The organism is Nocardia sp. CY41, assembly GCF_009829325.1.
Taxonomy (GTDB): domain Bacteria; phylum Actinomycetota; class Actinomycetes; order Mycobacteriales; family Mycobacteriaceae; genus Nocardia.
This window is the reverse complement of sequence record NZ_VUOS01000022.1, coordinates 82,359-105,576: the sequence shown is the minus strand read 5'-3', so window position 1 is coordinate 105,576 and position 23,218 is coordinate 82,359. Positions and strand designations below refer to the sequence as shown.

Sequence of the window (23,218 nt, the reverse complement as noted above, 5' to 3'; positions counted from 1 at the left end):
TGGTGCCCCGGCCCGAGGGCGCGAAGACTGCAAGGTGTCAGCAAATGTCCGGCCATCGGCACCGAGAGGGGAAATGATGACCACGATCGTGCACATCGACGACACCGTACGTGACTACGAGACGTGGAAGCCCGCGTTCGACGGTCTGGAGCAGTTCTTCGCGGAGGCCGGAGCCCGCAACTGCCGGGTGGGGCGATTCACGCACAACCCGAACCGGGTGCTCGTGGAGCTGGATTTCGACACCATGGCGGAGGCCGAAGCCTTCCGGGACAGCCTGCACAAACTCATCGACCTGCCCCGAACGCAGATGCTGCTGGTCAGCCACGAGGTATCCCTCCTCGAGCTGGTCGACGACCGCCGCCTCACGGTCCGGGCTTCCTCGTGACGAAGATGGCCGTGCCGGGGAACAGCTCGCCGCGCAGCGGGCTCCACTGCCCCCATTCGCGCTCGAGCCACTCCGGCCATTCCGGTTCGACGATGTCCTCCACCGCCAGTCCCGCCGCGACGATCTCCCGGACCCGGTCGCCGATGGTGCGGTGGTGCTCGACGTAGACGGGCACGTCGTCGCCGTCGACCTCGACGTAAGGCGTGCGATCGAAGTACGGGATGGTGGCGGTCAGCCCCGCCGGGCCGGGATCGTCCGGGAAGATCCAGCGCATCGGGTGGTTCACGGAGAAGACCCAGCGGCCGCCCGGCCGCAGCACGCGCGCCACCTCGCGCATCACCAACCCCGAATCCGCGACGAACGGCACCGCGCCGAACGCCGAGCAGGCCAGATCGAACGACGCGTCCGCGAACGGAAGGGCCTCGGCGTCCGCCTGCACCAGCGGCACCCGCGGCCCGCCGCGCGCCATCACCGCCGCACCCCGCTCCAGCATGCCGCGCGACAGATCGAGCCCGACCGGATGCGCGCCCTGGCCCGCCAGCCAGCGCGCGCACGGAGCCGAGCCGCAGCCGATCTCCAGCACCCGCTTGCCGGAGACGTCCCCGAGGAAACGCATGTCGCCCTCGTGGAGACCTTCGGGGCACCACACGAACTCGCCGCCGGGGGAGTCCACGCCGAGGAAATCCGCGTGGGTATCGTGGTATTGGGCGGCGTCGGCGTCCCACCACCGCCGGCTGGCCACCCTGCTGGCCGCCGAGCCGATCCGGGTCCGCGCCGTGCCCGCGGTTCCGAGCAGTACGTTTGCTTGCGCATGGCGATCTTCCGACACGCCGATCAGACTATCGGCGTGGCGACCCGACGGTTTGCCCGCCCGGACCGAGGTCGCGTACGCTGAACGCGCGAGTGTCTTCCGTACAACCGTACCGGAGTTCAACCCGTGCTGAGTTTCACGCGCGTCGCGTGCGGTACGTTCCTAAGTGTCCGTCTTCACACCTCGCGGTGAGATCGCAGCGTACCGAAAGTTCCAATGTCCGCAACCGACCACAATCCGTCCGGAGCAAACCGACATATGCCCACCACCGTCACCTCGCCGCAGGTAGCCGTCAACGACATCGGCTCCGCCGAGGATTTCCTCGCCGCCATCGACGCCACGATCAAGTACTTCAACGACGGCGACATCGTCGAAGGAACCATCGTCAAGGTCGATCGTGACGAGGTCCTGCTCGACATCGGTTACAAGACCGAAGGCGTCATCCCCTCTCGCGAACTCTCCATCAAGCACGACGTCGACCCCAACGAGGTCGTTTCCGTGGGTGATGAGGTCGAGGCCCTCGTTCTCACCAAGGAGGACAAGGAAGGCCGCCTGATCCTGTCGAAGAAGCGGGCGCAGTACGAGCGTGCGTGGGGCACCATCGAGGAGCTCAAGGAGAAGGACGAGGCCGTCAAGGGCACCGTCATCGAGGTCGTCAAGGGCGGCCTGATCCTCGACATCGGCCTGCGCGGCTTCCTGCCCGCGTCGCTGGTCGAGATGCGGCGGGTCCGCGATCTCCAGCCGTACGTCGGCAAGGAGATCGAGGCCAAGATCATCGAGTTGGACAAGAACCGCAACAACGTGGTGCTGTCCCGCCGCGCCTGGCTGGAGCAGACCCAGTCCGAGGTCCGCAGCGAGTTCCTGCACCAGCTGCAGAAGGGCCAGGTCCGCAAGGGTGTGGTCTCCTCGATCGTCAACTTCGGCGCCTTCGTCGATCTGGGCGGCGTGGACGGTCTGGTGCACGTCTCCGAGCTGTCCTGGAAGCACATCGACCACCCGTCCGAGGTCGTCGAGGTGGGCAACGAGGTCACCGTCGAGGTGCTCGACGTCGACCTGGACCGCGAGCGCGTCTCGCTGTCGCTCAAGGCGACCCAGGAAGACCCGTGGCGTCAGTTCGCCCGCACCCACGCGATCGGCCAGATCGTGCCGGGCAAGGTCACCAAGCTCGTTCCGTTCGGCGCGTTCGTCCGCGTCGAGGAGGGCATCGAGGGCCTGGTGCACATCTCCGAGCTGGCCGAGCGCCACGTCGAGGTGCCGGACCAGGTCGTGGCCGTCGGCGACGACGCGATGGTCAAGGTCATCGACATCGACCTGGAGCGTCGCCGGATCTCGCTGAGCCTCAAGCAGGCCAACGAGGACTACCACGCCGAGTTCGACCCGTCGAAGTACGGCATGGCCGACAGCTACGACGAGCAGGGCAACTACATCTTCCCCGAGGGCTTCGACCCCGACACCAACGAGTGGCTCGAGGGCTTCGACAAGCAGCGCGAGGAGTGGGAAGGCCGCTACGCCGAGGCGGAGCGTCGCCACAAGATGCACACCGCGCAGATGGAGAAGATGGCGGCCGACGCCGCGGCCGAGGCCGCGAACGGCGGCGGCGCGTCGAACTACTCCTCCGAGAGCGGTTCGCAGTCCTCCGCCAGCCAGGCCGAGCCCGCCGGTGGTTCGCTGGCCAGCGACGCCCAGCTGGCGGCGCTGCGGGAGAAGCTGTCCGGCAACGCCTGATAGGCAATAGTTCGAACGACTGTGCCCCAACCGTCATTCGGTTGGGGCACAGTCGTTTTCGTTGAGCGTTTTCAGACCTTCCCGGTGCGCGAGGTATTCGTGGTACCGCCGCGTTCGACTTGTGGCAGGTGCGTGGGCCGCCGTGCGGCCTCGTGCGGCGCCATCATCTGAGCCGTGGTGAGCGCGACGACCTGTATCTGCTCGAGCCGCAACCCGCGCGAGGCCAACCGCGCGATGACGCCGAGTCGATGCTCGGGCAATCCGGGGCGGATCACCAGCGGGTCCTGCCCCGGACGCCGCAAGACGTACGTTCGGCGTTCGGTGTCGTACTGGACCGGGATGCCGTCCCGGATGGCTCGGTAAGCATCCAAGTCCAAATCGCTGTGCCGGACCGGGTCGATCATCAGCGACTCGACCATGTGGTCCGCCTGCCGCAGCCACGGCTCCTGGTCCGACGGATCCAGGTGCTCGATCCGCTGGGCCACACGCCACCGGTAATCCTGCGCAGCGGGGCGCAGCAGGGACCGGTGCCGGTCGATTTCCGCCGCGAAGGCCACGAGCTCTTCGTGGTCCACGGCGCGTCGGTCGGGCGTCGAAGCTTGGACGTCGGGCATGGGGACCCCTATCTCTCCGGTTGCGGGTTACTTTGTGTGGCAACCGGATCGACTTCCGACACTTCGTATTGTGCCGGAGGGGTCCGACAGAAACCGCGTGCCCGGCACCGGTCCCGATGGTCAGCTCGTGCAAGCGCGCCGTGGTCGATGATCGGGCCGGTGCCGTGGGCATGCGCAGCGGTCGGGTACGCGACAGCGGCGATGCGCGTAGGGCGCCGGTGACCATTCGCACGCTGCCGACCCCATCCCGGCAGCCGCTGTGAGCCGCGCTCGCTCAGCCTTCGCGCCGGCCACCTGGCCGACGCCACGTCCCGCGGGTGTGGCAATCGTGGTGGAGCGCGGCTTCCTGCCTGATGCGTCCGCTCAGTAGCCGACGGTGAAGCGGCGCTGGACGAAGCGCGGTAGTTCGGCTTCGTCGAGGAGGGCGACGGCCACGTCTTCCGCGGAGATGTCCGGGCCGCCGACCAGGAGTTGATCACCGCCGATCCGGAAGCGGCCGGTGCGCTCGCCGGGATTGATCCGCCCGGAGGAGGGGCTCAGGTAGGTCCACTTGCGGTTGGACAGCCGATAGATGTTCAAGGCGTCGCGTAATGCGCGCACGACGCGGGCGTACTCCGCGGGCACGTCGAGCACCTCGGTGAGGGTGCGGGTGAACTCGTCTCCCGTGTCCAGCAGTGGGATGCCGGGTGCCACCTCGAGGCTGCCCGCCCCGCCCACCGCGATCAGGCGTACGCGCGGGTGCCGGTCGAGCGCGGCGACCATCGCCCGCGCGCCCACCACGAAATCGTCCGCCCTGGCGATGGTGTCGGCAATGCCGTGCCCGGCGTTCACGGCGCTCACGACGACGTCGCGTCCGGCGATCGCCTCGGCGATGCTGTCGGCGTCGAGCCAGTCGGCCACCGCCCACGCCTCGTCCCCGCGCCGGGCCGGAAACCGCGCCGCGTCGCGGGTGAAAGCGGTGACCCGATGCCCCCGGCGCAGCGCTTCGGTGACGACGCGCGAACCGATGATGCCGGTAGCCCCGAACACACCGATATCCATGACCACTCCTTAACGCTATTCATTTACTGCACGGCGTTCAGTAAAGATACGGCAGATAGTAGCCGAACACTGTAGGGTGTCAACCGTGGCCGAGATCGTGAGAAGTCGCCGGGAGCGCCTGCGCGCCCAGACGCTGGAGGACATCGAGACCATCGCGATGCGGCTCCTGGCCGAGGGTGGCCCGGATGCGATCTCGCTGCGGGCCATCGCCCGCGAGATGGGGATGACGGCGGGCGCGATCTACGGTTACTTCCCCACGCGCGACGACCTGATCTCCACCCTCATCTCGGACGTCTACACCGCTTTGGTGGACCGGCTGGAAGCGGCGCGCGACGCCGTTTCGCTCGACGACCCGGCCGGGCGCATCGTCGCCTGGGCCGAGGCTGTGCGCGCATGGGCGGTCGAGCGGCCCGCCGAATTCCGGCTCATCTACGGCGACCCGGTCGCCGGTTATCGGCCGCCGCCGGGCGGGGCCGCCGCCGCGGCCGAATTGCGTGCCTGCACGGGCCTGGTCGGTCTCGCGGCCGCCGCGTGGCCACGGGCCGCGGCGACGCAGTCCGCGGAGGACTGCGCGTGGTCCGACTTCGACGCGGGCTTGGCCGAGCATGTCCGGTCCGAGTTCCCGGAGTTGCCTCCCGACGCGCTCGCTCTCGCACTGCGTATGTGGGGCCGGATGCACGGACCGATCGCACTCGAGGTGTACGGCCACCTGCGTCCGCAATCCCAGGACCCGGCAAAGCTTTTCCGCGTCGAGATGCGCGATCTGGTTCGCTCCCTCGGCTTCTAGGTAAAGGCCGCCGCGGCGATTTCGGAGCGGCATCGGCTCTGCGGGGATGTGCGGACGACCGCGGGGTATTTTCGGTCTACAACCGTTGACTGAATTGGAGAGTCAGGTGGCCCCGATGTGGTCCACTGTCGTCTTGTCCTCGGCCGCAGGCAGCTCGGAGTGAACGCCGTGCCGCACTTCGTGAAAGGGATGATGGGGGAGGAGTTCCCGAACGTGACGGGTAACGCGCCGGTACGCAATTCCGTGGCGGGATTCCTCGGACTGCTGCTGACGGCGCTGATCGTGTACTGGGCCGATCTGGCTGATCATCCTTGGGCCGGCGCGGCGAGTATCGGCCTCGGAGGTCTGAGCATGGCGATCTTCCACGGATTGGGCGGAGCCCACCGGCTCAACACCGCGCTCGGGTTGCCGAATCCGCCGCGGCAGTGGCATGCGAGTGCGTGACCCGGTCCGGATGGTTAGCCAGAAATGAGCCAACGTCCAGAATTCGCAACGCATCCGGCGTCGGCGAATGCGTTATGGTTCGGAAAAATAGCAAGAACCCGTGACTGACGCGTACGGGTGCGTGCTTTGGAGTGTGCCGGGGGAAGGTGGGTGGAATCCATCGGCGGGGTTCGGCGCGGTTTTCCTGTTGTTCCGGTGACTGCCACGAAATGTAAACCGGGCGTGGATTGTCTCCCGTGGCATCGGCGGGCTTCGCTTGCTCCGGCGCATCGAGGGAAGGCCGGCAGTATTCGAAGTTCGCTGCGTCTGTGGACCGCTCCGAGTTCCCTTCTCGGGGGGCGAGGATGTTTCGCCGACAGACGACACAGAGTTCCGCCGGAACCGGTCCGTCGGCGTTCGTTCTTGCATCTGTACTTGCATTCGCGGTGCCGACGTCTTGTCCCGTCGTATGCGCTGGGAGCGCGCAAAACAGTGGCCCAGCCTTGGCGAGAGGCTGGGCCACTTCGAACTCGGGTTCAGCTTGCGGTAGCAGGTACCCACCGGACCGCGGGTGCGGCCGGACGGTTCCGCATGGCAGCGAAACTGTGCCGCGCGGGACTGATGAACGCGGTGAACCAAGAGCGGCGGTGCTCGGCGAGCGCCGCCGCGACAGCGGGGATCTGAATGCAGTGCACTCGCCCCGCCATGCCCAGGCGGTGGCGACCCGTCTGGTTGATTCTGGTGCCCAATGGTGTTCCTTTGCTTCGCTGGTGTCGGCCTGGATCGCCACGGCGAAGATTAGCGGAACGAAAGTGCCCGGCAGAGTATTTTGCCCGAGTAATTGCCCCGGCGTGTCGGAAAGTCGCCGCCGCGCAACGGCAAACATCCGGAATTGTTGCGAATCGGTCTCGGCGTTGTCACGGAACGGGCAAATGCTGGCCCGAGTGGTGGAATGTGCGAGCCCATCGGGTAATCGACCGAATCGGCTTCGTGGCCGGTGCAGGGATCGGGGCGGCGGACGCCCGAGGCCGGTCCGGATGCGAGACTGGTCGAATGTTACGAATCGGCCTCACCGGAGGCATGGGAGCGGGGAAGTCGACGGTGGCCCGGGCGCTCGCCGACCTCGGCGCGGTGGTCATCGATTCCGACCTGATCGCCCGCGAGGTGGTCGAGCCGGGCACCGAGGGCCTGGCCGCGCTGGTGGAGGCGTTCGGCGCCGACATCCTCGCCGCGGACGGCAGCCTCGATCGGCCGGCCTTGGCGGCCAAGGCATTCGGTGACGACGCGGCGCGCGCGAAATTGAACGCGATCACTCATCCGCTCGTCGGTAAACGCACGGCGGAATTGATCGCCGCCGCGCCCCTCGACGCCGTTGTGGTGCAGGATATTCCGCTTCTGGTGGAAAACGGTTTGGCCCCCCTGATGAATCTCGTGCTCATTGTCGACGTCGATGCCGAAACGCGTATTCGCCGTCTGGTGGAATTCCGTGGCGTCGCCGAAGCCGATGCGCGCGCGCGTATTTCCGCGCAGGCCACCGACGAACAGCGCCGGGCCGTTGCCGATGTATTGCTGGACAACAGCGGCGCGCCGGGTGCGGTCGAGGCCGAGGTGCGTCGGCTGTGGGACGAGCGTCTGCTGCCGTTCGAGCGGAACCTGCGTGCCGGGACGCCCGCTCGCCGCGGCGACATCCGGCTCGTGCCCGCCGATCCGGACTGGCCCGCGCAGGCGCAGCGGCTGATCGCCCGGTTGTGGGTGGCCTGCGGCGGCGCCGCGTCCCGGATCGATCACATCGGTTCCACCTCGGTGCCGGGGTTGCCGGCCAAGGACGTCATCGATCTGCAGATCACGGTCGCAGATCTGACCGCCGCCGACGGCTTGCGCGACGCCCTCGGTGCGGCGGGATTCCCCGTGCGGCCGGACAACACCCAGGACAATCCCAAGCCGACGCCGCAGGACCCTGCGGGTGTGGACGCCACGCTGTGGACCAAGCGCTTCCATCAGAGCGCCGACCCCGGCCGATTGGCCAACGTGCACGTGCGCGTCGACGGTTCGCCCGGGCAGCAGTACGCGCTGCTGCTGCGGGACTGGCTGCGCGCCGACGCCGAGGCCCGCGCGGAGTATGTGGCCGTCAAGCGCGAGGGCGAAGCCAAGGCGGCCGGGCTGAGCGGCGCGGAGGCGACCGCGGCTTACCTCGGAGTCAAGGAGCCGTGGTTCGACGCCGCTTATCCCCGGGCTCTTGCCTGGCGCGACTCGTCGGCGCCCTAGCGGCCGGCAGGTGTGCCGCACCGCTTCGGTTACAGCCAGGTCAAGGTGATGTCCATGGTTTCCAGCCAGCCCTCGAAGGTGTGGCCGTTGGCGGCGATGCCGTCGATGGCGGCGGTCGCGTGCTGCACGGCGGCTTCGGCGTCGGCGAGACTGATCAGCCCGGCGGCGTGGGCGGCGATCAGTTCGTCGACGTCGAGCAGCTGGGTGTCGCGCGCGGAGCGCACGACGATGTCGAGGTAGTGATCGACGGACTTCCACTTCTTCGGGGCGACTGCCGTGAAATCACCGATGTCGAGGTAGAAGTCCTGGTCGCGCCGATGCGCCGGAAGATAGTGGAAGATCGTCGCGCGCAGGTGCAGCTTGGGCAGCAACCACGACTCGATGTAGTGGAACTGCGGATGATCCGAGGTGCGGGCCATGTACAGCCCCCACGGCTCGACGTGGTACTTCTCCACCGGGCGCACGAAGCCTTTCGGATCCGTGTTCGTCAGATCCGCGATGTTGAAGTACTCGACTTTGGGCCGGTGCACGTCGACGATGGGTGCCTGCGTCATGCATCAAGGATCTACCGCCGTTCTCGACGCGTCGAGCCGGGGCAGTAATCCGCGGGCTACATCCAGGTGAGGACGATGCCGTGGGTGGCAAGCCAGCTCTCCACGCGGTGCTCGTGCGCGGCGAGCCCGTCCAGCACGGCCGTGGCCCGCTCGAAGGCCCGGTGCGCCTGCGCCGTGTCGACCAGCCCGGCGGCGTGTGCGGCGAGCAGCTCATCGACCCCGAGCAGTTCGGCGGTGCGCCCGCGGCGCACGGCGATGGACAAGTACTGGTCCACCGCCTTCCAGCGCTTCTGGCCGACGCGGGTGAACTCCCCGACGTCGAGGCGGTAGACCGGTTCCCGGTGGTGTGCCGGGTTGGTCCGCGCCAGCGTCGCGCGCAATGAGAGTTGTGGCAGCAACCAGGATTCGAGGTAGTGCGAATCCGGTCCGCCGACCCGGCGGGCCATGTACAGGCCCCACGGCTCGGCGTGGAAACGATCGACCGGCCGGACGAAGCCCTTGGCGTCGGTATTGGTGAGTTCGGCCAGATTGAAGAACTCCACCCTGGGCCGGTGCGGCGCGGGTGCGGCCGCGGCGATCGGCCCCGGTGGGGCGGCCGTGGCGGCGCCGGTGACGGAGGGAACCACCGCGCGGATATCTCTGGCGACGTACCCGGCGAGGCCGGTCACGGCCGGCACGGCGACGAGCAATGGAAGCAGACCGCTCATGGCTTTGTCCTTCACCACGTCCGAACAACCAGATCAGGTTACACCTGGCGCGGGGTCGCCGCGCGGTTCGCGATAAGGTGTTCGCCAACACGAAACCTGTTGCCGCAATGGACATTTCGGACATGTAACCATCCGCTCGCAGTGGCCTCGGCGCGGTTGTGCGATGCGCAGGCGTCCCGCGCGTTCCCGCGGCCGTCCGCGGTAACTGTCCGGTCCCCGAGGGTGATCGCGGTGCGCGCCTGCGCGTGCTCGGCGAAAGTGTTGCGGGCCGGTTGTTTTCGGTATACCCCCATTGGCTTTCGCGCATTCCTCAATTGCCTGCGGCGGCCTCCCCGGGCCGGGTCGGCTCGCCGTTCCGCGGCGCCTTCGGAAGTAGTGGGGCGGCTCGGCGGCGCACCGCGCCGCCTCGTCGGCACCGTGAGACGCCACCGCCTCGACGTGATCAGGATCACAGTGACGGTTGCTCGGTAGGTGACCATCCGCCTGCACCCGGGAACCTGTCGGTGGGTGGGCCTAGGCTGGTGAGCATGGCATTCGCAACCGAGATTCCGGCGGAGGGCTTCGAGGAAAGGGCCGCCGAGCAGCCGCTCGCGCACTCGGAGTTCCGCCCCGTCGGCGAGATCGAGCGCGTCGGCGGCCGGTTCGAGGTGGTCAGCGAACACCAGCCGGCGGGCGACCAGCCGGCCGCGATCGCCGAGCTGGAGCGCAGGCTCAAAGCGGGGGAGCGCGACGTGGTGCTGCTCGGCGCCACCGGCACGGGAAAGTCGGCCACCACGGCCTGGCTGATCGAGCGGTTGCAGCGGCCGACGCTGGTGATGGCGCCGAACAAGACGCTCGCCGCCCAACTGGCCAACGAACTGCGCGAGATGCTGCCCAACAACGCCGTCGAGTACTTCGTCTCCTACTACGACTACTACCAACCCGAGGCGTACATCGCGCAGACCGACACCTACATCGAGAAGGACAGTTCGATCAACGACGACGTCGAGCGGTTGCGCCATTCGGCGACCTCCAGCCTGCTGTCCCGGCGCGACGTGGTGGTGGTCGCCTCGGTGTCGTGCATCTACGGCCTCGGCACTCCGCAGTCGTATCTCGACCGCTCCGTGCAACTGGAGGTCGGTACGGAGATCGACCGGGACGCGCTGCTGCGGCTGCTGGTCGATGTGCAGTACACCCGCAACGACATGGCGTTCACCCGCGGCTCGTTCCGGGTGCGCGGCGACACGGTGGAGATCATTCCGTCCTACGAGGAACTCGCCGTCCGCATCGAGTTCTTCGGCGACGAGATCGAGGCGTTGTACTACCTGCACCCGCTCACCGGCGACGTGGTCCGCCAGGTCGACATGGTGCGGATCTTCCCCGCCACCCACTACGTGGCGGGGCCGGAGCGGATGGAGCGCGCGGTGCGCGACATCGAGGCCGAACTGGAGGATCGGCTCGCCGAGCTGGAACGGCAGGGCAAACTGCTGGAGGCGCAGCGGCTGCGCATGCGCACCCAGTACGACTTGGAGATGATCCGGCAGGTCGGGTTCTGCTCCGGTATCGAGAACTACTCGCGCCACATCGACGGCCGTCCGGCCGGTTCGGCGCCCGCGACGCTGCTGGACTACTTCCCGGAGGACTTCCTGCTGGTCATCGACGAGTCGCACAACACAGTGCCGCAGATCGGCGGGATGTACGAAGGCGACATGTCCCGCAAGCGCAACCTGGTGGAGTACGGCTTCCGGTTGCCGTCCGCGGTGGACAACCGTCCGCTGACGTGGGAGGAATTCGCCGACCGGATCGGGCAGACGGTGTACCTGTCGGCCACGCCGGGTCCGTACGAACTCGGGCAGACCGGCGGTGAGGTGGTCGAGCAGGTCATCCGGCCGACCGGCCTGGTGGACCCCAAGGTCGTGGTGAAGCCGACGAAGGGTCAGATCGACGATCTGATCCACGAGATCAGGGGCCGCACCGAGCGCGACGAACGGGTCCTGGTCACCACGCTGACCAAGAAGATGGCCGAGGATCTCACCGACTACCTGCTCGGGCTGGGCGTGCGGGTGCGTTACCTGCACTCCGAGATCGACACCCTGCGCCGCGTCGAGCTGCTGCGGCAGCTGCGGCTCGGCGAATACGACGTGCTCGTGGGCATCAACCTGCTGCGCGAAGGTCTCGATCTACCCGAGGTGTCGCTGGTGGCGATCCTCGACGCGGACAAGGAAGGATTCCTCCGCAGTACCACCGCGCTGATCCAGACCATCGGCCGCGCGGCGCGCAACGTCTCCGGCGAAGTGCACATGTACGCGGACAAGATCACCGACTCCATGCAGTACGCCATCGATGAGACCGAGCGCCGCCGCGCGAAACAGGTCGCCTACAACGAGCAGATGGGGATCGATCCGCAGCCGCTGCGCAAGAAGATCGCCGACATCCTCGACCAGGTGTACCGCGAGGCCGACGAGACCGAGGTCGAGGTCGGCGGCTCCGGGCGCAACGCCAGCCGCGGCAGGCGGGCGCAAGGCGAGCCAGGACGGGCGGTGAGCGCGGGTGTCTACGAGGGCCGCGACGTCAAGTCGATGCCGCGCGCCGAACTCGCCGATCTCGTCAAAGAGCTCACCGCGCAGATGATGAACGCGGCCCGCGAGCTGCAGTTCGAGCTCGCCGGGCGGTTGCGCGACGAGATCGCGGATCTGAAGAAGGAACTGCGCGGCATGGACGCCGCCGGGTTGAGTTGACCCGGGGCGCGCCGTCGCCTCCGCGGGCCGTCCCTCGAACGACCGCGGAGGCAGCCGAGCCGTCAGGCCTGGGTGGCCATCCATTCGTTCACCCGGCGCTCGGCCTCTTCGCGCGAGACGTCCTCCACCTTGGTGAGCACCGCCCAGCGGTGGCCGAAGGGATCGATCACCACGCCGAACCGGTCGCCGGTCACGAAGGTCTGCGGCTCCTCGACCTTGCGAGCGCCGTGTTCGACGGCGCGCCGCACCACCGCGTCGACGTCTGGGCAGTAGTGCACGATCGAGGTGTGCACCCACTCGCCGTTCGGCGCCAGCACGCCGTTGTCCGGGATGGGCATCCCCAGCTGCAAGGTCGAGTCGCCGATCTTCAGTTCCGCGTGTGCCGGCTGACCGTCGGGCAGGTCGTTGCGAGTGATCACCTCGGCCCCGAAAACGGCGGTGTAGAAATCGATCGCCTTATTGCCGTCACCGACCGCGAGGAAACAGGTGATCGAGTGGTAGCCCTCGGCGATGGGATTCACTGTGTTCGTCATGGCCTCAACTTTTGCCGGTCGTGGCCGGGGGGTCTTGTAAGAAAGCGACATCGTGCCACGTAGCGCTGAACCCGCCGCCGAGCCGCCACGGGCCCGCAATCCCCTCGCGCCCGGTGACACCAAGGGAATCCTGCATCCGGACGAGCAGGCGAAGCACCGGTCCCTGGTCCGCCTGCCGCCGGGATCCGCGGTCGACCGCTACGTCGAGTGGTATTGGGCGGTGCGCTGGGACCTGCGCGGCAGGCCGCCGTATCGGGCGGAGGTGCTGTCGTACCCGAGCGTGAACATCACCTTCGAACGGTCCGAGTCGCGGACCGGCGGATTCGTCAACGGTGTGGTCACCACGAAATTCATCCGCGAACTCGCGGGGCTCGGCGAGACGTTCGGGATCCGTTTCCGGGCGGGCGGATTCGGCGCGTTCACCGGTGTGGACGTCGGCTCGTTGCGCGACCGCGCGGTGCCCGTCGCCGACGTGCTGCCCGAAGGCGCGCGCCTGACCGAGCGGGTGCTCGACGCGCCGACGGTCGAACAGCGCTGCCGCGTCGTCGAGGAGTACCTCGCGGACCGTCCCGTGGCCGAGGACCCGACCTACCGGCTGGTGCTGCGCATCATCGATGCCATGGCCACCGACCAGGAGCTGACCAGGGTCGATCAGATCGCCGAGCGGTTCGGCGTGCCCGCCCGCACGCTGCAGCGCATGTTCCGCCGGTATGTCGGCGCTGGACCGAAATGGGTGCTGCGGCGTTACCGATTGCAGGACGGCGCCGAACTGCTCGCGAAGGGCCGTACCGAAGACCTCGCCGCGTTGGCCGCGGATCTCGGATATTTCGACCAAGCGCACTTCTCGCGTGAGTTCACCACGGAAGTGGGTATGGCTCCCCTGGAATATGCCAAGAATTCGCTCCGTTTCCGCAACGAGGTCACCGCCAAGGTCATGCCGACGAGGACATAGTTGCCCGACAGCGACGAGGAGCCGGACATGGATGTCGTGGTGTTGATCGGACGCGTGTTGTTCGCGATGCTGTTCCTGACCTCCGCCCTCGGCCACTTCACCCGCACCGAAGCGATGGCCGGGTATGCGCAGAGCAAAGGGGTGCCGATGGCCAAGGCCGCCGTGTTCGGATCCGGCGCGCTGTTCGCGCTCGGCGGCCTGAGCGTGCTGCTGGGCATCTGGGCCGACCTCGGGTCGCTGCTCCTCGTCCTCGGCCTGCTGCCGACCGCTGTCGTGATGCACCGGTTCTGGCAGGAGGCCGATCCGGAGGGCAAGCAGACCGAGCTGATCCAGTTCAGCAAGGACGTGTCCCTTGCGGGCGCCGCGCTGATGTTGTTCGCGTTCTTCGCCCACGTCGATGAACTCGGATTGACCATCACCGGGCCGCTTTTCGACCTCTAGGCGCGCGCCCGCGCGCTAATTCCGCGCATCCTTTTCGCCGCAGGAAGGCGAAGCCATAGACGGCGCAGGAGCGATTCACGGCATATTCTTGGCAAACTATCGACAGCGGCCATGGCGGCACGGCGCTCCGGGTCTGATCGGCCCGTTCAGTGCGCGTCGATTCACGTGCGGAACGGCCGCCCTTCGTGTGACGGACCTGGCTCTGTGATGAATATCCCAGCCCCACAATGGAGTTCGAAGCGGTTGTGGCACTTCACAGGTTTAGTTCCGTGGAATTGCGTCTGCCCTGGTTGGTCCGGCCTTTCTCGCATTCCCTGGCGAATCCGCGGCGGGAATGGCCGAGCACCCCCGGTGTGATGTCTTGCGATTTCTGAAATTTCCGTACCGTTTGCCGCTATGGTCGACCCCAGTCGCCGCGCCGACGCCCCGGTCGCCCCGGAACGAACCCGAGCGCGGCACCGGCCCACCGCATAGTTGGAGGAGAGAATGACCGCCTACCGGACCATTGTCGTCGGTACCGATGGCTCGGACTCGTCGTATGTCGCCGTCGAGAAGGCAGGCGCTCTGGCCGGCGTGTCCGGCGCGACGCTGATCGTGGCCTGCGCGTACTACCCGACCGACGACCGGGACGTCGCCGCCGCGGCCGACGTGCTCAAGGAGGAGGCCTACCAGGTCCGCGGTTCCGCGCCGACCAACGAGATCCTGCGCATCGCCCGGGACAAGGCGATCGCGGCGGGTGCGGCCGACATCGTAGAGCGCGCCATCGTCGGCGAGCCGGTGGAGTCGCTGCTGGCGCTGGTCAAGGAGGTCGACGCCGACCTGCTGGTCGTCGGCAACCGGGGCCTGAACACGCTGGCCGGGCGGCTGCTCGGTTCGGTGCCCTCCGACGTGGCGCGCAAGTCCCGCTCCGATGTCCTGATCGTGCACACCGTGCGCTGAGTCCCGCGACGGTCGAAGGCTCCGTGTTCTCGCCGAGTGCGAGATGGCACGGAGCCTTTTCGTCGTCTGCGCGCGTGGCGGCCGATCAGTGCAGCCGGTCGAGCACGCCGGGCAGGTCCGCACTGTGCACCACGCCGAGCCGCTGGGTCGCGCGGGTCAGCGCGACGTACAGGTCGTTGAGCCCCCGCGGTGATTCGTCCAGGATGGCCTGCGGTTCCACCAAGTACACCGCGTCGAACTCCAAGCCCTTCACGTCGTGCACGGTCAGCACTCGAACGGCCCGGCCCGCGAGGTCGGCCAGGCCCGCCACCAGCGCCTGCGGCGCGATCACTGCCGTGGTGCCCGGCCCGGTCTCGGCGGCGACCAGCCGGGCCACCTCGGCGTGCACGTCGCCGGGCGCGACTCGGTAGGCACGGGGCGCGACGCCGGTCTCGCGCACCGAGCGGGGCGCGGTCGCCGCCGGATCGATGGCGGCGAGGACGTCGGCGGCGACGTCCATGATCTCCGCGGGCGTGCGGTAGTTCACAGTGAGTTCGGTGAGCTTCCAGCGGGACGCGACGTACGGTTCCAGCATCCGCTGCCAGGAGGACGTGCCCGCCGGGTCGCCGGTCTGCGCGACGTCGCCGACCACGGTGACCCACCGGTTCGGAATGCGCCGCATCACCATGCGCCAGGCCATCTCCGACAACTCCTGCGCCTCGTCCACGATCACGTGGCCGTAGGTCCAGGTGCGATCGCCCGCGGCGCGCTCGGCGGTGGTCTGGCGGGTGCGGAAGTCCTGGCGCGCGGCCAGCTGGCTCGCGTCGATCAGGTCGTAGGCCATCAGGATCTCGGGGTCGAGGTCGTCTTCCAGATCCTGGGGCGCGGAGCCGGTGAGGATGTCGAGCGCGTCCTGCGCCTCGGCGATCTGGGCGCGCCAGCGGCGGCGGGCGCGTTCGCGTTCCTCGGTGTCGTCGACGCCGAGCAGTTCGGCCAGCTCGTCCAGCAGCGGCGCGTCCGCGGCACTGAACTGCCCGTCGTCCGGCCGCAGCAGCTCGGCGCGGTCGGCGGCGTCCAGCGAGCGCGCGGCCCGGTCCAGCCGTCCGGGGTCGGCGAGCAGGTCGGCCAGCACGTCCTGCGGGGACAGGATCGGCCACAGCTTCGCGATCGCGGCCTGGATATGCGGGTCGGCGCGCATCTCGTCGCGGATCTCGGTGAGGTCGGCCGAGCTGAGCAGACTCGGGCCGCCGGACAGGTCGGCGCCCATGGTCTGGGCGAGCTGATCGGTCAGCGCGTCGATCACCGACGCGGCGAAGATCGGGCGGGCCAGGTTGTGCGGGCGGCGTGAGGATCGCGCGCGCCCGCGGGCCTTGGTGGCGATCTTGCGATCCAGCGTGACCGGATAACCGTCGAAGCTGAGCCGGATCGGTTCGGCGGGCACTTCCTGCCGGTCGCGCACCGCCTGCTTGAGCACTTCCAGAATGGTCAGCGACCCCTTGATCTCGCCGGCGCGCAGCGAGTCCTCACGGGCCGCGCGCACCCCTGGGTAGAGATCGCCGATGGTGGACAGCAGCACGCCGGTCTCGCCGAGCGACGGCAGCACCTGCCCGATGTAGTCCAGGAAGGTGGCGTTCGGTCCGATGATCAGCACGCCGCTCTTGGCCAGCTGCTGGCGATAGGTGTAGAGCAGATACGCCGCGCGGTGCAGCGCGACGGCGGTCTTGCCGGTACCCGGCCCGCCCTGGACGACGAGCACGCTCTTGTGCTCGGAGCGGATGATCGCGTCCTGCTCGTGCTGGATGGTCTCGACGATGTCGTTCATGTGGCCGGTGCGGGCGGCGTTGAGCGCGGACAGCAGCGCGCTCTCGCTGCCGACCCCGCCGTCGGCGCCGGTGACTCCGGCCCGGCGCGCGGCCTCGAGATCGAGGTATTCGTCGTTGATCGCGGTGACCTTGCGGTTGCGCGAGCGGATGTGCCTGCGCCGGGTCACGCCATCCGGCGCCGCGGTAGTGGCCAGGTAGAACGGCCGCGCCAGCGGGGCGCGCCAGTCCAGCAGCAGGCTCTCGTAGTCGTCCTTCTCGTCGAGGATGCCGAGCCTGCCGATATAGCGGTACTCCTCTTGCGCACCGTCGAGATCGATGCGGCCGAAACACAGGCCGTGTTCGGCGGCGTCGTATTTCGCCAGGTCCTCGGTGTACAGCTGGCTGAAGGACTCCCGCTCGCTGCGGGCCTGCGGCGTGCCGCCGGTCTCCAGCAGCACGGTGCGCAACCGGTTGCGCGCGTAATCGCGCATCTCGTCGAGCCGCTCGTACAGCACCGACAGGTACGCCTGCTCCTGCTCGGTCTCGCGGGTCCGCTCGGGAGCGCCGTCGTGGGCGGCACGGTCCTGAGTGAGGTCGGGCAAACTGAACTCCTTGTCACCGCGAACAGGCGCGAGCACACCGCCCGGCCGGGCAGGCGCACGCACGGAAAGCAGAGTTGTCGAGTCTACTGGGGTTGCGGCGGGCTCGCCGTAAGCCCAGGTCGGGTGCTTTGCGGGGGAACAGGGGCGGGGTTGCCGGACGGTGTGAGGAGCACCGGCGCGAAGTGCTCGACCGCCGGGAACGGGTCGTAGAAGTGGTGCAACAGGTCCTTCCAGCGCTGATATTCCGGCGAGCCGCGGAATCCGACGACGTGATCGTCGATGTGGTCCCATTCCACCCGGAGCAGGTAGCTGCCCGGCGACTCCACCCCGCGCGACAGCGACAGCGACCGGAAGCCGGGCATGCTCGCGATGATCGGCCGCGCCGCGGCGAAGGCGGCTTCGAAATCGGCGGCGCGCTCGGGGCGAACCGGCAGCAGGGCGTGTTCGATGATCATGCGCGGGCTCGTCAGGACGCGTGGGTGCTGTTCGGCCTGCGGCCCTTGGTGACGGTGCCTTCCCGTCGCCCGGGCGGTTTGGCGCGGTACATCGCCAGATCCGCGTCGTGCAGCACGGCCTCCGGGCTGCGCCGGTCGCCCACCCCGAGTTCGGTGACGCCGATCGAGGCGTTCACCTCGATCCGGTGCCCGCGCGCGATGATCGGCTCGGCCATGGTGGAGCGCAGCCGGTGGACCAGCGCGTCGATGTCGACGCGGCGGGTGCGGCCGGACAGCAGGACCAGGAACTCGTCGCCGCCGAGCCTGCCGACGATGTCGTCGCCGCGCAGCGCGCGCTGCAACCGCTGGGCGACGATCTGCAGCACGGTGTCGCCGATCGCGTGCCCGAGAGTGTCGTTGATCGCCTTGAACCCGTCCAGGTCGATGAACAGCACGGTGGACACCGGCAGCAGTTCCTCGGTGCTGGCCAGCGCGGCGGCCAGCTGGGACAGGATCAGCGAGCGGTTGGCCAGCCCGGTGAGCGAGTCGTGCGTGGCCTGGTATTCCAACTGTCTTCTGCTGGCGCGGAACTCGGTGATGTCGGCGAAGGAGGACACCGCCGACGAACGCGAGTCGCCGGGATTGAGCAGCCTGCTGCTGCCCGACAGCCAGCGGCGCTGACCGTCCACCCGGTCGACGCCGAAGATGTACCCGGTGATGGTCTCGCCCGTGGCCAGCGTGCGCGCCACCGGATGCCGGCTCGGCGGCAGGGGCTGGGCGTTCGCGTCCAGCAGCACCAGCGGCAGTGACTGGATGGTGCGCCCGATCACCTGGCGGTCGGGCCCCTCGGTGCCGAAGATGCGCTTGGCGGCCGGATTCATCGATTCGATCCGGCCCTCCGGATCGATCACCACGACGCCCTCCTCCAACTGGGAGACCACCGTGGTGAAGTAGTGCTCGGCTCGGCGCTGCGCCGCCTCGGCGTGGCGCTGGGCGGTGAGGTCGTGGATGACCACCTGGTAGGCGAGGCGGTCGTGCCAGGCGGTCAGCACCGACACCGTCTCCACCGGGACGGTGCCGCCGTCCACCCGCATCAAGGTCATCTCGGTGGGGACGGAGGCTGCGCCCGCGGTGGTGAGGGTGCTGATGCGGTCGAGCATCGCGGGAACCGACGCGGGGTGGACGAAGTCGGTCAGCGGGCGGCCGACGATCTCCTCGGCGTCCTCCGCGGCGAGCAGGCGGACCGTCGCCGGGTTGACGTAGACGACCCGGCCGCGCTCGTGCACGCAGATGCCGTCCGGAGTGTGTTCGACCAGGGAGCGGTAGCGCGCAGCCAGCTGTTCGGCGGCGTCGACCGCGGCGGCTAGCTTGTCGTCACCCACTCGAACCCCCGATCATCGACCCCATTATGGCCATTGGAACACGGGATTATTCTGGTATCGACGTGGACAAGATCACACCGTCCACGCTATTGCTTCGATCACAGTACCGGCACGTTCCCGGCCTGGATCCGGCGATCATGGCAGAGACCGGCTGCCGCGTCGAGAAGGGGCGAACCGCTCTAGCGTCCCGGGCGGCCGGCGAAGGAGCGATACATGCCGGGTGCCGACCCGAATACCGCCGCGCGGGTGCCTACTCCGCCGGGGCACGGAAACCAGATGACCATCGCCGGGATCGGCGCGATCACCGGCTACGGATGGGGGCGGGAACGACTGTGGGACGGCTTGCTCAGCGGCAAGTCGGCGGCCGCCCTGCGCTCGGGCTACGGGCCCGGCCGTGACGAGGACGCGTGGGTCGCGCTGGTGCCCGACGGCGGCGACCCGGAGGTGAGCACGAGCCGGTACGGCCGGGCCGTGCACGAGGCGGCGCGGGAGGCCGTCGCGGACGCCCGCGACCGCGGCTGGCGGCCCGGCCGCACCGTGGGCCTGCTGCACGCCATCGTGCTGGGGGACGTGGCGAACTGGCGCGACTTCTACCTCGTCGACGGGGGCAACCGCCGGTCGAGGGAGTACCTGCGGCTGTTGCCCTCGACGCCGGTCTCGATGCTGATGCAGGAATTCGGCTTCCACGGTCCGGCGATGAACGTCTCGGCCGCGTGCAGTTCCGCCAACGTGGCGCTGATCACCGCGAAGCTCTGGCTGGACGCGGGCATGGCCGACGACGTGATCTTCGTCGCGACCGACTTGTCCGCCACCCCGGACATGCTGGCGAGTTTCGTCCGGCTCGGCGCCGCGGTCACCGACGCCGAACCGATGGACGCGTGCCGCCCCTTCCAAGCGGGCAGTCGCGGGTTCAGCATGGGGGAGGCCTCGGTGGCGTTCGTACTGACCGGCTCGGCGGATCGGCCCTACGCCGCGGTGCTCGGCGGCGCGATGTCCAACGACGCCTATCACGTGGTGTCGGTCGATCCGGCCCACGAGCAGATCCTCGAATGCACTCGCCGCGCGCTCGCCGCCGCGGGAGTCGCCGCCGCGGACGTCCGTTACTTCAACGCGCACGGCACCGGGACCCGGCAGTGCGACGCGGCCGAGCACCATCTGATGGAGCAGGTGTTCGCCGACCGCCCGCATATCTACGCGCTGAAACCGCTGGCGGGCCACTGCCAGGGCGCTGCCGCCGCGGTCGAGGTGGCGGCGGCCGCGCTCACCTACGACCGCGGCATCGTGCCCGCGGCCCCGATCGTCGCGCCCGCGCATCCGCGGTTGCTGGACGGCCCGGCGCCGTTCGAGGGCGGCATCACCGTGAAACTCTCGCTCGGCATGGGCGGCAACAACTCCGCGGTGGTGCTCGGCCCCGCCCGGCCGTGATGCCCACGGACCGGACGTCATTCGACGGAGGCGTTCGAACCGCCGGGTCGTTCCCGAGTCCGCAACCCGCCGGTGCGGCCACCGGCCGATGGGGACTTTCGGCCCTGTTCGCGGCACCGCAGGCGGTGCTGGCATGGATCGGGACGGATCGCTCTGGAAAGCGGGGCAATGCAGATGGTCTCATCGGGGCTGCGATGCGCATCGGAACAGTGGACGACGGCGGCCGGTCCGGAAGTGGCGGTGACCACGCGAGGGGAGGTGGCCGCCACGGACGTCACGCGGGCGGTGCGCGCCGTCGCTCGCGTGCTGCGCCGACATCATCTCGACGCTCCGGCCCGGGTGCGTCTGAGCGCGCCGGCCGACCCGGAGGTGCCGACGGTGGTGCAGGTCGACGTGCGCCATCTCGACGTCGTCATCCGGGTCCAGGTCACCGGGCCGCGCGGGTTCGCGGTGACCTTCGCCGCCGAACGGCTCGACCGCCGGTTGGCCAGGATGGCCGCGCGGGAGGCGCGGACCTGGCCCGATCCGGCCCGGCCTCCGCTGGCCAGCGCCGGTGCACCGCGTCCGATCGTCCGCCGTAAGCGGTGCGCCCTGTCCACCTGCACGCCGGCCGAAGCGGTCGCGGTGCTGGACGCCATGGACTACGACGCCCACCTGTTCACCGACGCCGAGACCGGTGAGGACGCGGTGGTGCACTGGGCGGCGGCGGGTGTGCGGCTCATCCGCCAGCGGGCGACCTCTGCGCCGATCTGGTCGCCGGAGACGGTCCGGAGTACCCCGCCGATCGTCGTGGACGCCGCACCCGCCGCCTGCCTGGATCCGGTCGAAGCGGCGAATATGTTGTGCCGCAAGGGATTGCCGTTCCTGTTCTGCACCGACCCGAGCAGCGGACGCGGCGGGCTGCTGTACCGGCGCCACGACGGTGATCTGGCGCTCGTCGCGCCCGCCTGAGCTAGGCCAGCGGTGCGGACCAGTGCACCCTCGTCCCGCCGCTCTCGGTCCGCCCGACCGTGCAGCGGCCGTCGGACATGGTCGCGCGCTGCGCGAGGTTGGCCAGCCCGCTCGGTGTCACCTCCGCGGGCATCCCGGTGCCGTTGTCCTCGACGAGGACGGTCAGCTCGTCGCCGACGGTGATCTCGACGGCGAGCCGGCTGCCGCCGGAGTGGCGCACGGCGTTGCTGACCGATTCGCGCACCACGGCCTCGGCGTGGTCGGCGAGCGCGTCGCCCACCACCGACAGCGGTCCGGCGAACCGCATACTGGTGCGGAACGCGCCGCCCGCGGTCTGCTGGCGGACGGCGTCCTCCAGCCGCCGCCGCAGCGGATCGCCGCCGTGCAGGTCGAAGATCGATGTGCGGATCTCCTGCACGACCTCCTGCAAACCGTCCATTTCCGCCGAAAGCCGTCGCCGTACTTCGGGATCCTCTGTGCGCGCCGCCGTGGCGCGTAACCCCAGCCCGACCGCGAACAGCCGTTGGACGACATGATCGTGCAGATCGCGCGCGATGCGGTCACGGTCGGCCAGCACGTCGAGTTCGCGCATCCTGCGCTGGGTCTCGGTCAATTGCATGGCCAGCGCCGCCTGGTCGGTGAACGCGGCGGTCAGCTCGACCAGCTCGCCGGGGTACGGGGCGCCGTCGGGTGGACGCACGAGGATCAGCACGCCGAGCACGAGGTCCGCGGTCTGCAACGGCAGCACCAGCGCGGGCCCTGCCGCGCCGACCGCGGCGCCGAGATCATCCGGACCGGCATCGGGCACCTGCACCGGCGCGCGCTGCGTGAACACCGCGCCGGTCGCGGTGCCCGCGACGCGCAGTCGTTCGGGTCCCGGCCCGGGGCCGAACCATTGCGCCACAACGAGTTCGGTGGCTTCGTCGGGTGGTGTCGCGGGCGGCGCCACGGCCAGCAGCGCCTGCTGGGAGCCGGTCAGCGCGCGGGCGCGCGCGACCACCTGCGCCAGCACCAGGTCCGGCGCCGTGCCCGCGAGGAATTCGGTCGCGATGTCGCGGGTCGCCTCGATCCAGGCTTGCCTGGTTCGCGCGGACTCGTACAGCCTGGCGTTCTCGATGGCGATGCCCGCCGCGGCGGCCAGCGCCAGCACGATGGCCTCGTCGTCCTCGGTGAAGGGTTGTCCCCCCGTCTTCTCGGTGAGGTAGAGATTGCCGAAGATCTCCTCGCCGATCCGCACCGGCACCCCGAGGAAGCTGCCCATCGCGGGATGGTCGGCCGGAAAACCTACGGAGGCGGGATGTTCCGACAGGTCGTCCAGCCGGATCGGTCGCGGGTGCGCCAACAACAGTCCGAGTACGCCCTGCCCGGCGGGCGAGCGTCCGATGTGGGTGTGCGTCGTGTCGTCGACGCCCTCGAAGAGGAATTCGACCGGTCGCTCGTCGTGCCCGCGAACACCGAGCGCTCCGTACCGGGCGTCGACCAGGCGGGTAGCGGTGCGCAGAAGGGCGCGCAAGGTGTCGAGAACCGTTGACGGAAGAGGGGGGATGAGGTGCGTCATAAAGGAGTCGGGGAGGCCGGTGGGGTGCGCACAGCGGGCTCAGTGTAATCGCACGCCGGTGCGTACGGCGCGGATTGTGCATCGCGATGAGCGGACGTCGCCGGAGGCGCCGGCCCGGGCCAGGTGGCCGGTCCGTCCGGATCGGTCACCCCGTGTGCACCATGTTCTCCGCCACACGGACGCGGAGTGAA

At 69.0% G+C, this 23,218-nt stretch carries 20 protein-coding genes and 1 pseudogene; 11 read left to right on the top strand and 10 right to left on the bottom strand.

Features of this window, described 5'->3' with window-relative positions; translation table 11 throughout:
* The first annotated feature begins 73 nt into the window (after positions 1-73).
* Complete coding sequence (locus tag GVY64_RS24385; protein WP_159845712.1) at positions 74-385, top strand: hypothetical protein; 312 nt, start codon at positions 74-76, stop codon at positions 383-385.
* On the opposite strand, the gene GVY64_RS24380 is transcribed toward GVY64_RS24385, so the two are convergent.
* A complete protein-coding gene (locus GVY64_RS24380; protein WP_159845709.1) occupies positions 363-1,214 on the bottom strand; it encodes a class I SAM-dependent methyltransferase in 852 nt (283 codons plus the stop codon). The genes GVY64_RS24385 and GVY64_RS24380 overlap by 23 nt on opposite strands.
* Before the next feature lie 240 nt (positions 1,215-1,454).
* Between GVY64_RS24380 and rpsA the strand changes: the two genes are divergently transcribed.
* A complete protein-coding gene (rpsA, locus tag GVY64_RS24375) occupies positions 1,455-2,921 on the top strand; it encodes a 30S ribosomal protein S1 (protein WP_063022430.1) in 1,467 nt (488 codons plus the stop codon).
* A gap of 71 nt (positions 2,922-2,992) precedes the next feature.
* Here the strand turns inward: rpsA and GVY64_RS24370 are convergent, their stop codons facing one another.
* Together GVY64_RS24370 and GVY64_RS24365 are read right to left on the bottom strand one after the other, a co-directional pair.
* Complete coding sequence (locus GVY64_RS24370; RefSeq protein ID WP_159845706.1) at positions 2,993-3,535, bottom strand: hypothetical protein; 543 nt, start codon at positions 3,533-3,535, stop codon at positions 2,993-2,995.
* A 363-nt stretch (positions 3,536-3,898) separates the two neighbouring features.
* Positions 3,899-4,576 carry an NAD(P)-dependent oxidoreductase gene (locus GVY64_RS24365; protein WP_159845703.1) on the bottom strand — a complete coding sequence of 226 codons (678 nt, stop codon included), beginning with the start codon at positions 4,574-4,576 and terminating at the stop codon, positions 3,899-3,901.
* Positions 4,577-4,661: 85 nt separating this feature from the next.
* Here GVY64_RS24365 and GVY64_RS24360 point away from each other — a divergent pair, with 85 nt between their 5' ends.
* The 3 genes from GVY64_RS24360 (at position 4,662) to coaE (ending at position 8,051) form a co-directional block, all read left to right on the top strand.
* Positions 4,662-5,363: a TetR/AcrR family transcriptional regulator gene (locus GVY64_RS24360; RefSeq protein ID WP_159845700.1), complete on the top strand. Its 702-nt coding sequence runs from the start codon at positions 4,662-4,664 to the stop codon at positions 5,361-5,363.
* 168 nt (positions 5,364-5,531) lie between these two features.
* Positions 5,532-5,807, top strand: coding sequence for a hypothetical protein (locus tag GVY64_RS24355; protein WP_201298135.1), 276 nt, complete (start codon positions 5,532-5,534; stop codon positions 5,805-5,807).
* Positions 5,808-6,839: 1,032 nt separating this feature from the next.
* On the top strand, positions 6,840-8,051 hold the full coding sequence (gene coaE / locus GVY64_RS24345; RefSeq protein ID WP_159846006.1) for a dephospho-CoA kinase: 1,212 nt from the start codon (positions 6,840-6,842) through the stop codon (positions 8,049-8,051).
* Between the two features lie 29 nt (positions 8,052-8,080).
* On the opposite strand, the gene GVY64_RS24340 is transcribed toward coaE, so the two are convergent.
* Both GVY64_RS24340 and GVY64_RS24335 read right to left on the bottom strand, forming a co-directional pair.
* Entirely contained in the window at positions 8,081-8,605 is a 525-nt protein-coding gene (locus tag GVY64_RS24340; protein ID WP_159845697.1) for a DUF402 domain-containing protein, read from the bottom strand.
* A gap of 56 nt (positions 8,606-8,661) precedes the next feature.
* Complete coding sequence (locus GVY64_RS24335; RefSeq protein ID WP_159845694.1) at positions 8,662-9,312, bottom strand: DUF402 domain-containing protein; 651 nt, start codon at positions 9,310-9,312, stop codon at positions 8,662-8,664.
* Positions 9,313-9,839: 527 nt separating this feature from the next.
* On the opposite strand from GVY64_RS24335, the gene uvrB reads away from it, so the two are divergent.
* The gene (uvrB, locus tag GVY64_RS24330; protein WP_159845691.1) at positions 9,840-12,029 is read left to right on the top strand and encodes an excinuclease ABC subunit UvrB; all 2,190 of its coding nucleotides are present in this window, start codon (positions 9,840-9,842) and stop codon (positions 12,027-12,029) included.
* Between the two features lie 62 nt (positions 12,030-12,091).
* Here the strand turns inward: uvrB and GVY64_RS24325 are convergent, their stop codons facing one another.
* On the bottom strand, positions 12,092-12,562 hold the full coding sequence (locus tag GVY64_RS24325; protein ID WP_159845688.1) for a VOC family protein: 471 nt from the start codon (positions 12,560-12,562) through the stop codon (positions 12,092-12,094).
* Positions 12,563-12,614: 52 nt separating this feature from the next.
* Here GVY64_RS24325 and GVY64_RS24320 point away from each other — a divergent pair, with 52 nt between their 5' ends.
* The 3 genes from GVY64_RS24320 (at position 12,615) to GVY64_RS24310 (ending at position 14,894) form a co-directional block, all read left to right on the top strand.
* A complete protein-coding gene (locus tag GVY64_RS24320; protein ID WP_159845685.1) occupies positions 12,615-13,514 on the top strand; it encodes a helix-turn-helix domain-containing protein in 900 nt (299 codons plus the stop codon).
* Between the two features lie 27 nt (positions 13,515-13,541).
* On the top strand, positions 13,542-13,955 hold the full coding sequence (locus GVY64_RS24315; RefSeq protein WP_159845682.1) for a DoxX family protein: 414 nt from the start codon (positions 13,542-13,544) through the stop codon (positions 13,953-13,955).
* A 486-nt stretch (positions 13,956-14,441) separates the two neighbouring features.
* Positions 14,442-14,894, top strand: a complete 453-nt coding sequence (locus tag GVY64_RS24310) for a universal stress protein (protein WP_159845679.1) — start codon at positions 14,442-14,444, stop codon at positions 14,892-14,894.
* A gap of 85 nt (positions 14,895-14,979) precedes the next feature.
* On the opposite strand, the gene GVY64_RS24305 is transcribed toward GVY64_RS24310, so the two are convergent.
* The 3 genes and pseudogenes from GVY64_RS24305 to GVY64_RS24295 all read right to left on the bottom strand — a co-directional run bounded on the left by GVY64_RS24305 (position 14,980) and on the right by GVY64_RS24295 (position 19,093).
* Positions 14,980-17,277 carry a HelD family protein gene (locus tag GVY64_RS24305; RefSeq protein WP_159845676.1) on the bottom strand — a complete coding sequence of 766 codons (2,298 nt, stop codon included), beginning with the start codon at positions 17,275-17,277 and terminating at the stop codon, positions 14,980-14,982.
* A 170-nt stretch (positions 17,278-17,447) separates the two neighbouring features.
* Positions 17,448-17,732 (bottom strand): annotated as a pseudogene (locus GVY64_RS24300) (antibiotic biosynthesis monooxygenase family protein); the annotation flags it as partial.
* Positions 17,733-17,743: 11 nt separating this feature from the next.
* Entirely contained in the window at positions 17,744-19,093 is a 1,350-nt protein-coding gene (locus GVY64_RS24295; protein ID WP_159845670.1) for a diguanylate cyclase domain-containing protein, read from the bottom strand.
* A gap of 276 nt (positions 19,094-19,369) precedes the next feature.
* On the opposite strand from GVY64_RS24295, the gene GVY64_RS24290 reads away from it, so the two are divergent.
* Both GVY64_RS24290 and GVY64_RS24285 read left to right on the top strand, forming a co-directional pair.
* A complete protein-coding gene (locus GVY64_RS24290; RefSeq protein WP_159846003.1) occupies positions 19,370-20,518 on the top strand; it encodes a beta-ketoacyl synthase N-terminal-like domain-containing protein in 1,149 nt (382 codons plus the stop codon).
* Between the two features lie 240 nt (positions 20,519-20,758).
* Complete coding sequence (locus tag GVY64_RS24285; protein WP_236567125.1) at positions 20,759-21,469, top strand: sigma 54 modulation/S30EA ribosomal C-terminal domain-containing protein; 711 nt, start codon at positions 20,759-20,761, stop codon at positions 21,467-21,469.
* Between the two features lies 1 nt (position 21,470).
* On the opposite strand, the gene GVY64_RS24280 is transcribed toward GVY64_RS24285, so the two are convergent.
* On the bottom strand, positions 21,471-22,982 hold the full coding sequence (locus tag GVY64_RS24280) for a GAF domain-containing sensor histidine kinase (protein WP_236567123.1): 1,512 nt from the start codon (positions 22,980-22,982) through the stop codon (positions 21,471-21,473).
* Positions 22,983-23,218: the final 236 nt, after the last annotated feature.

Excerpts from the sequence above, each read along its gene's own strand:
- GVY64_RS24385 (WP_159845712.1), top strand. The coding sequence starts at position 74 with ATGATGACCACGATCGTGCACATCGACGACACCGTACGTGACTACGAG.
- rpsA (WP_063022430.1), top strand. The coding sequence starts at position 1,455 with ATGCCCACCACCGTCACCTCGCCGCAGGTAGCCGTCAACGACATCGGC.
- GVY64_RS24370 (WP_159845706.1), bottom strand. The coding sequence starts at position 3,535 with ATGCCCGACGTCCAAGCTTCGACGCCCGACCGACGCGCCGTGGACCAC.
- GVY64_RS24365 (WP_159845703.1), bottom strand. The coding sequence starts at position 4,576 with ATGGATATCGGTGTGTTCGGGGCTACCGGCATCATCGGTTCGCGCGTC.
- coaE (WP_159846006.1), top strand. The coding sequence starts at position 6,840 with ATGTTACGAATCGGCCTCACCGGAGGCATGGGAGCGGGGAAGTCGACG.
- GVY64_RS24340 (WP_159845697.1), bottom strand. The coding sequence starts at position 8,605 with ATGACGCAGGCACCCATCGTCGACGTGCACCGGCCCAAAGTCGAGTAC.
- GVY64_RS24335 (WP_159845694.1), bottom strand. The coding sequence starts at position 9,312 with ATGAGCGGTCTGCTTCCATTGCTCGTCGCCGTGCCGGCCGTGACCGGC.
- uvrB (WP_159845691.1), top strand. The coding sequence starts at position 9,840 with ATGGCATTCGCAACCGAGATTCCGGCGGAGGGCTTCGAGGAAAGGGCC.
- GVY64_RS24325 (WP_159845688.1), bottom strand. The coding sequence starts at position 12,562 with ATGACGAACACAGTGAATCCCATCGCCGAGGGCTACCACTCGATCACC.
- GVY64_RS24315 (WP_159845682.1), top strand. The coding sequence starts at position 13,542 with ATGGATGTCGTGGTGTTGATCGGACGCGTGTTGTTCGCGATGCTGTTC.
- GVY64_RS24310 (WP_159845679.1), top strand. The coding sequence starts at position 14,442 with ATGACCGCCTACCGGACCATTGTCGTCGGTACCGATGGCTCGGACTCG.
- GVY64_RS24290 (WP_159846003.1), top strand. The coding sequence starts at position 19,370 with ATGACCATCGCCGGGATCGGCGCGATCACCGGCTACGGATGGGGGCGG.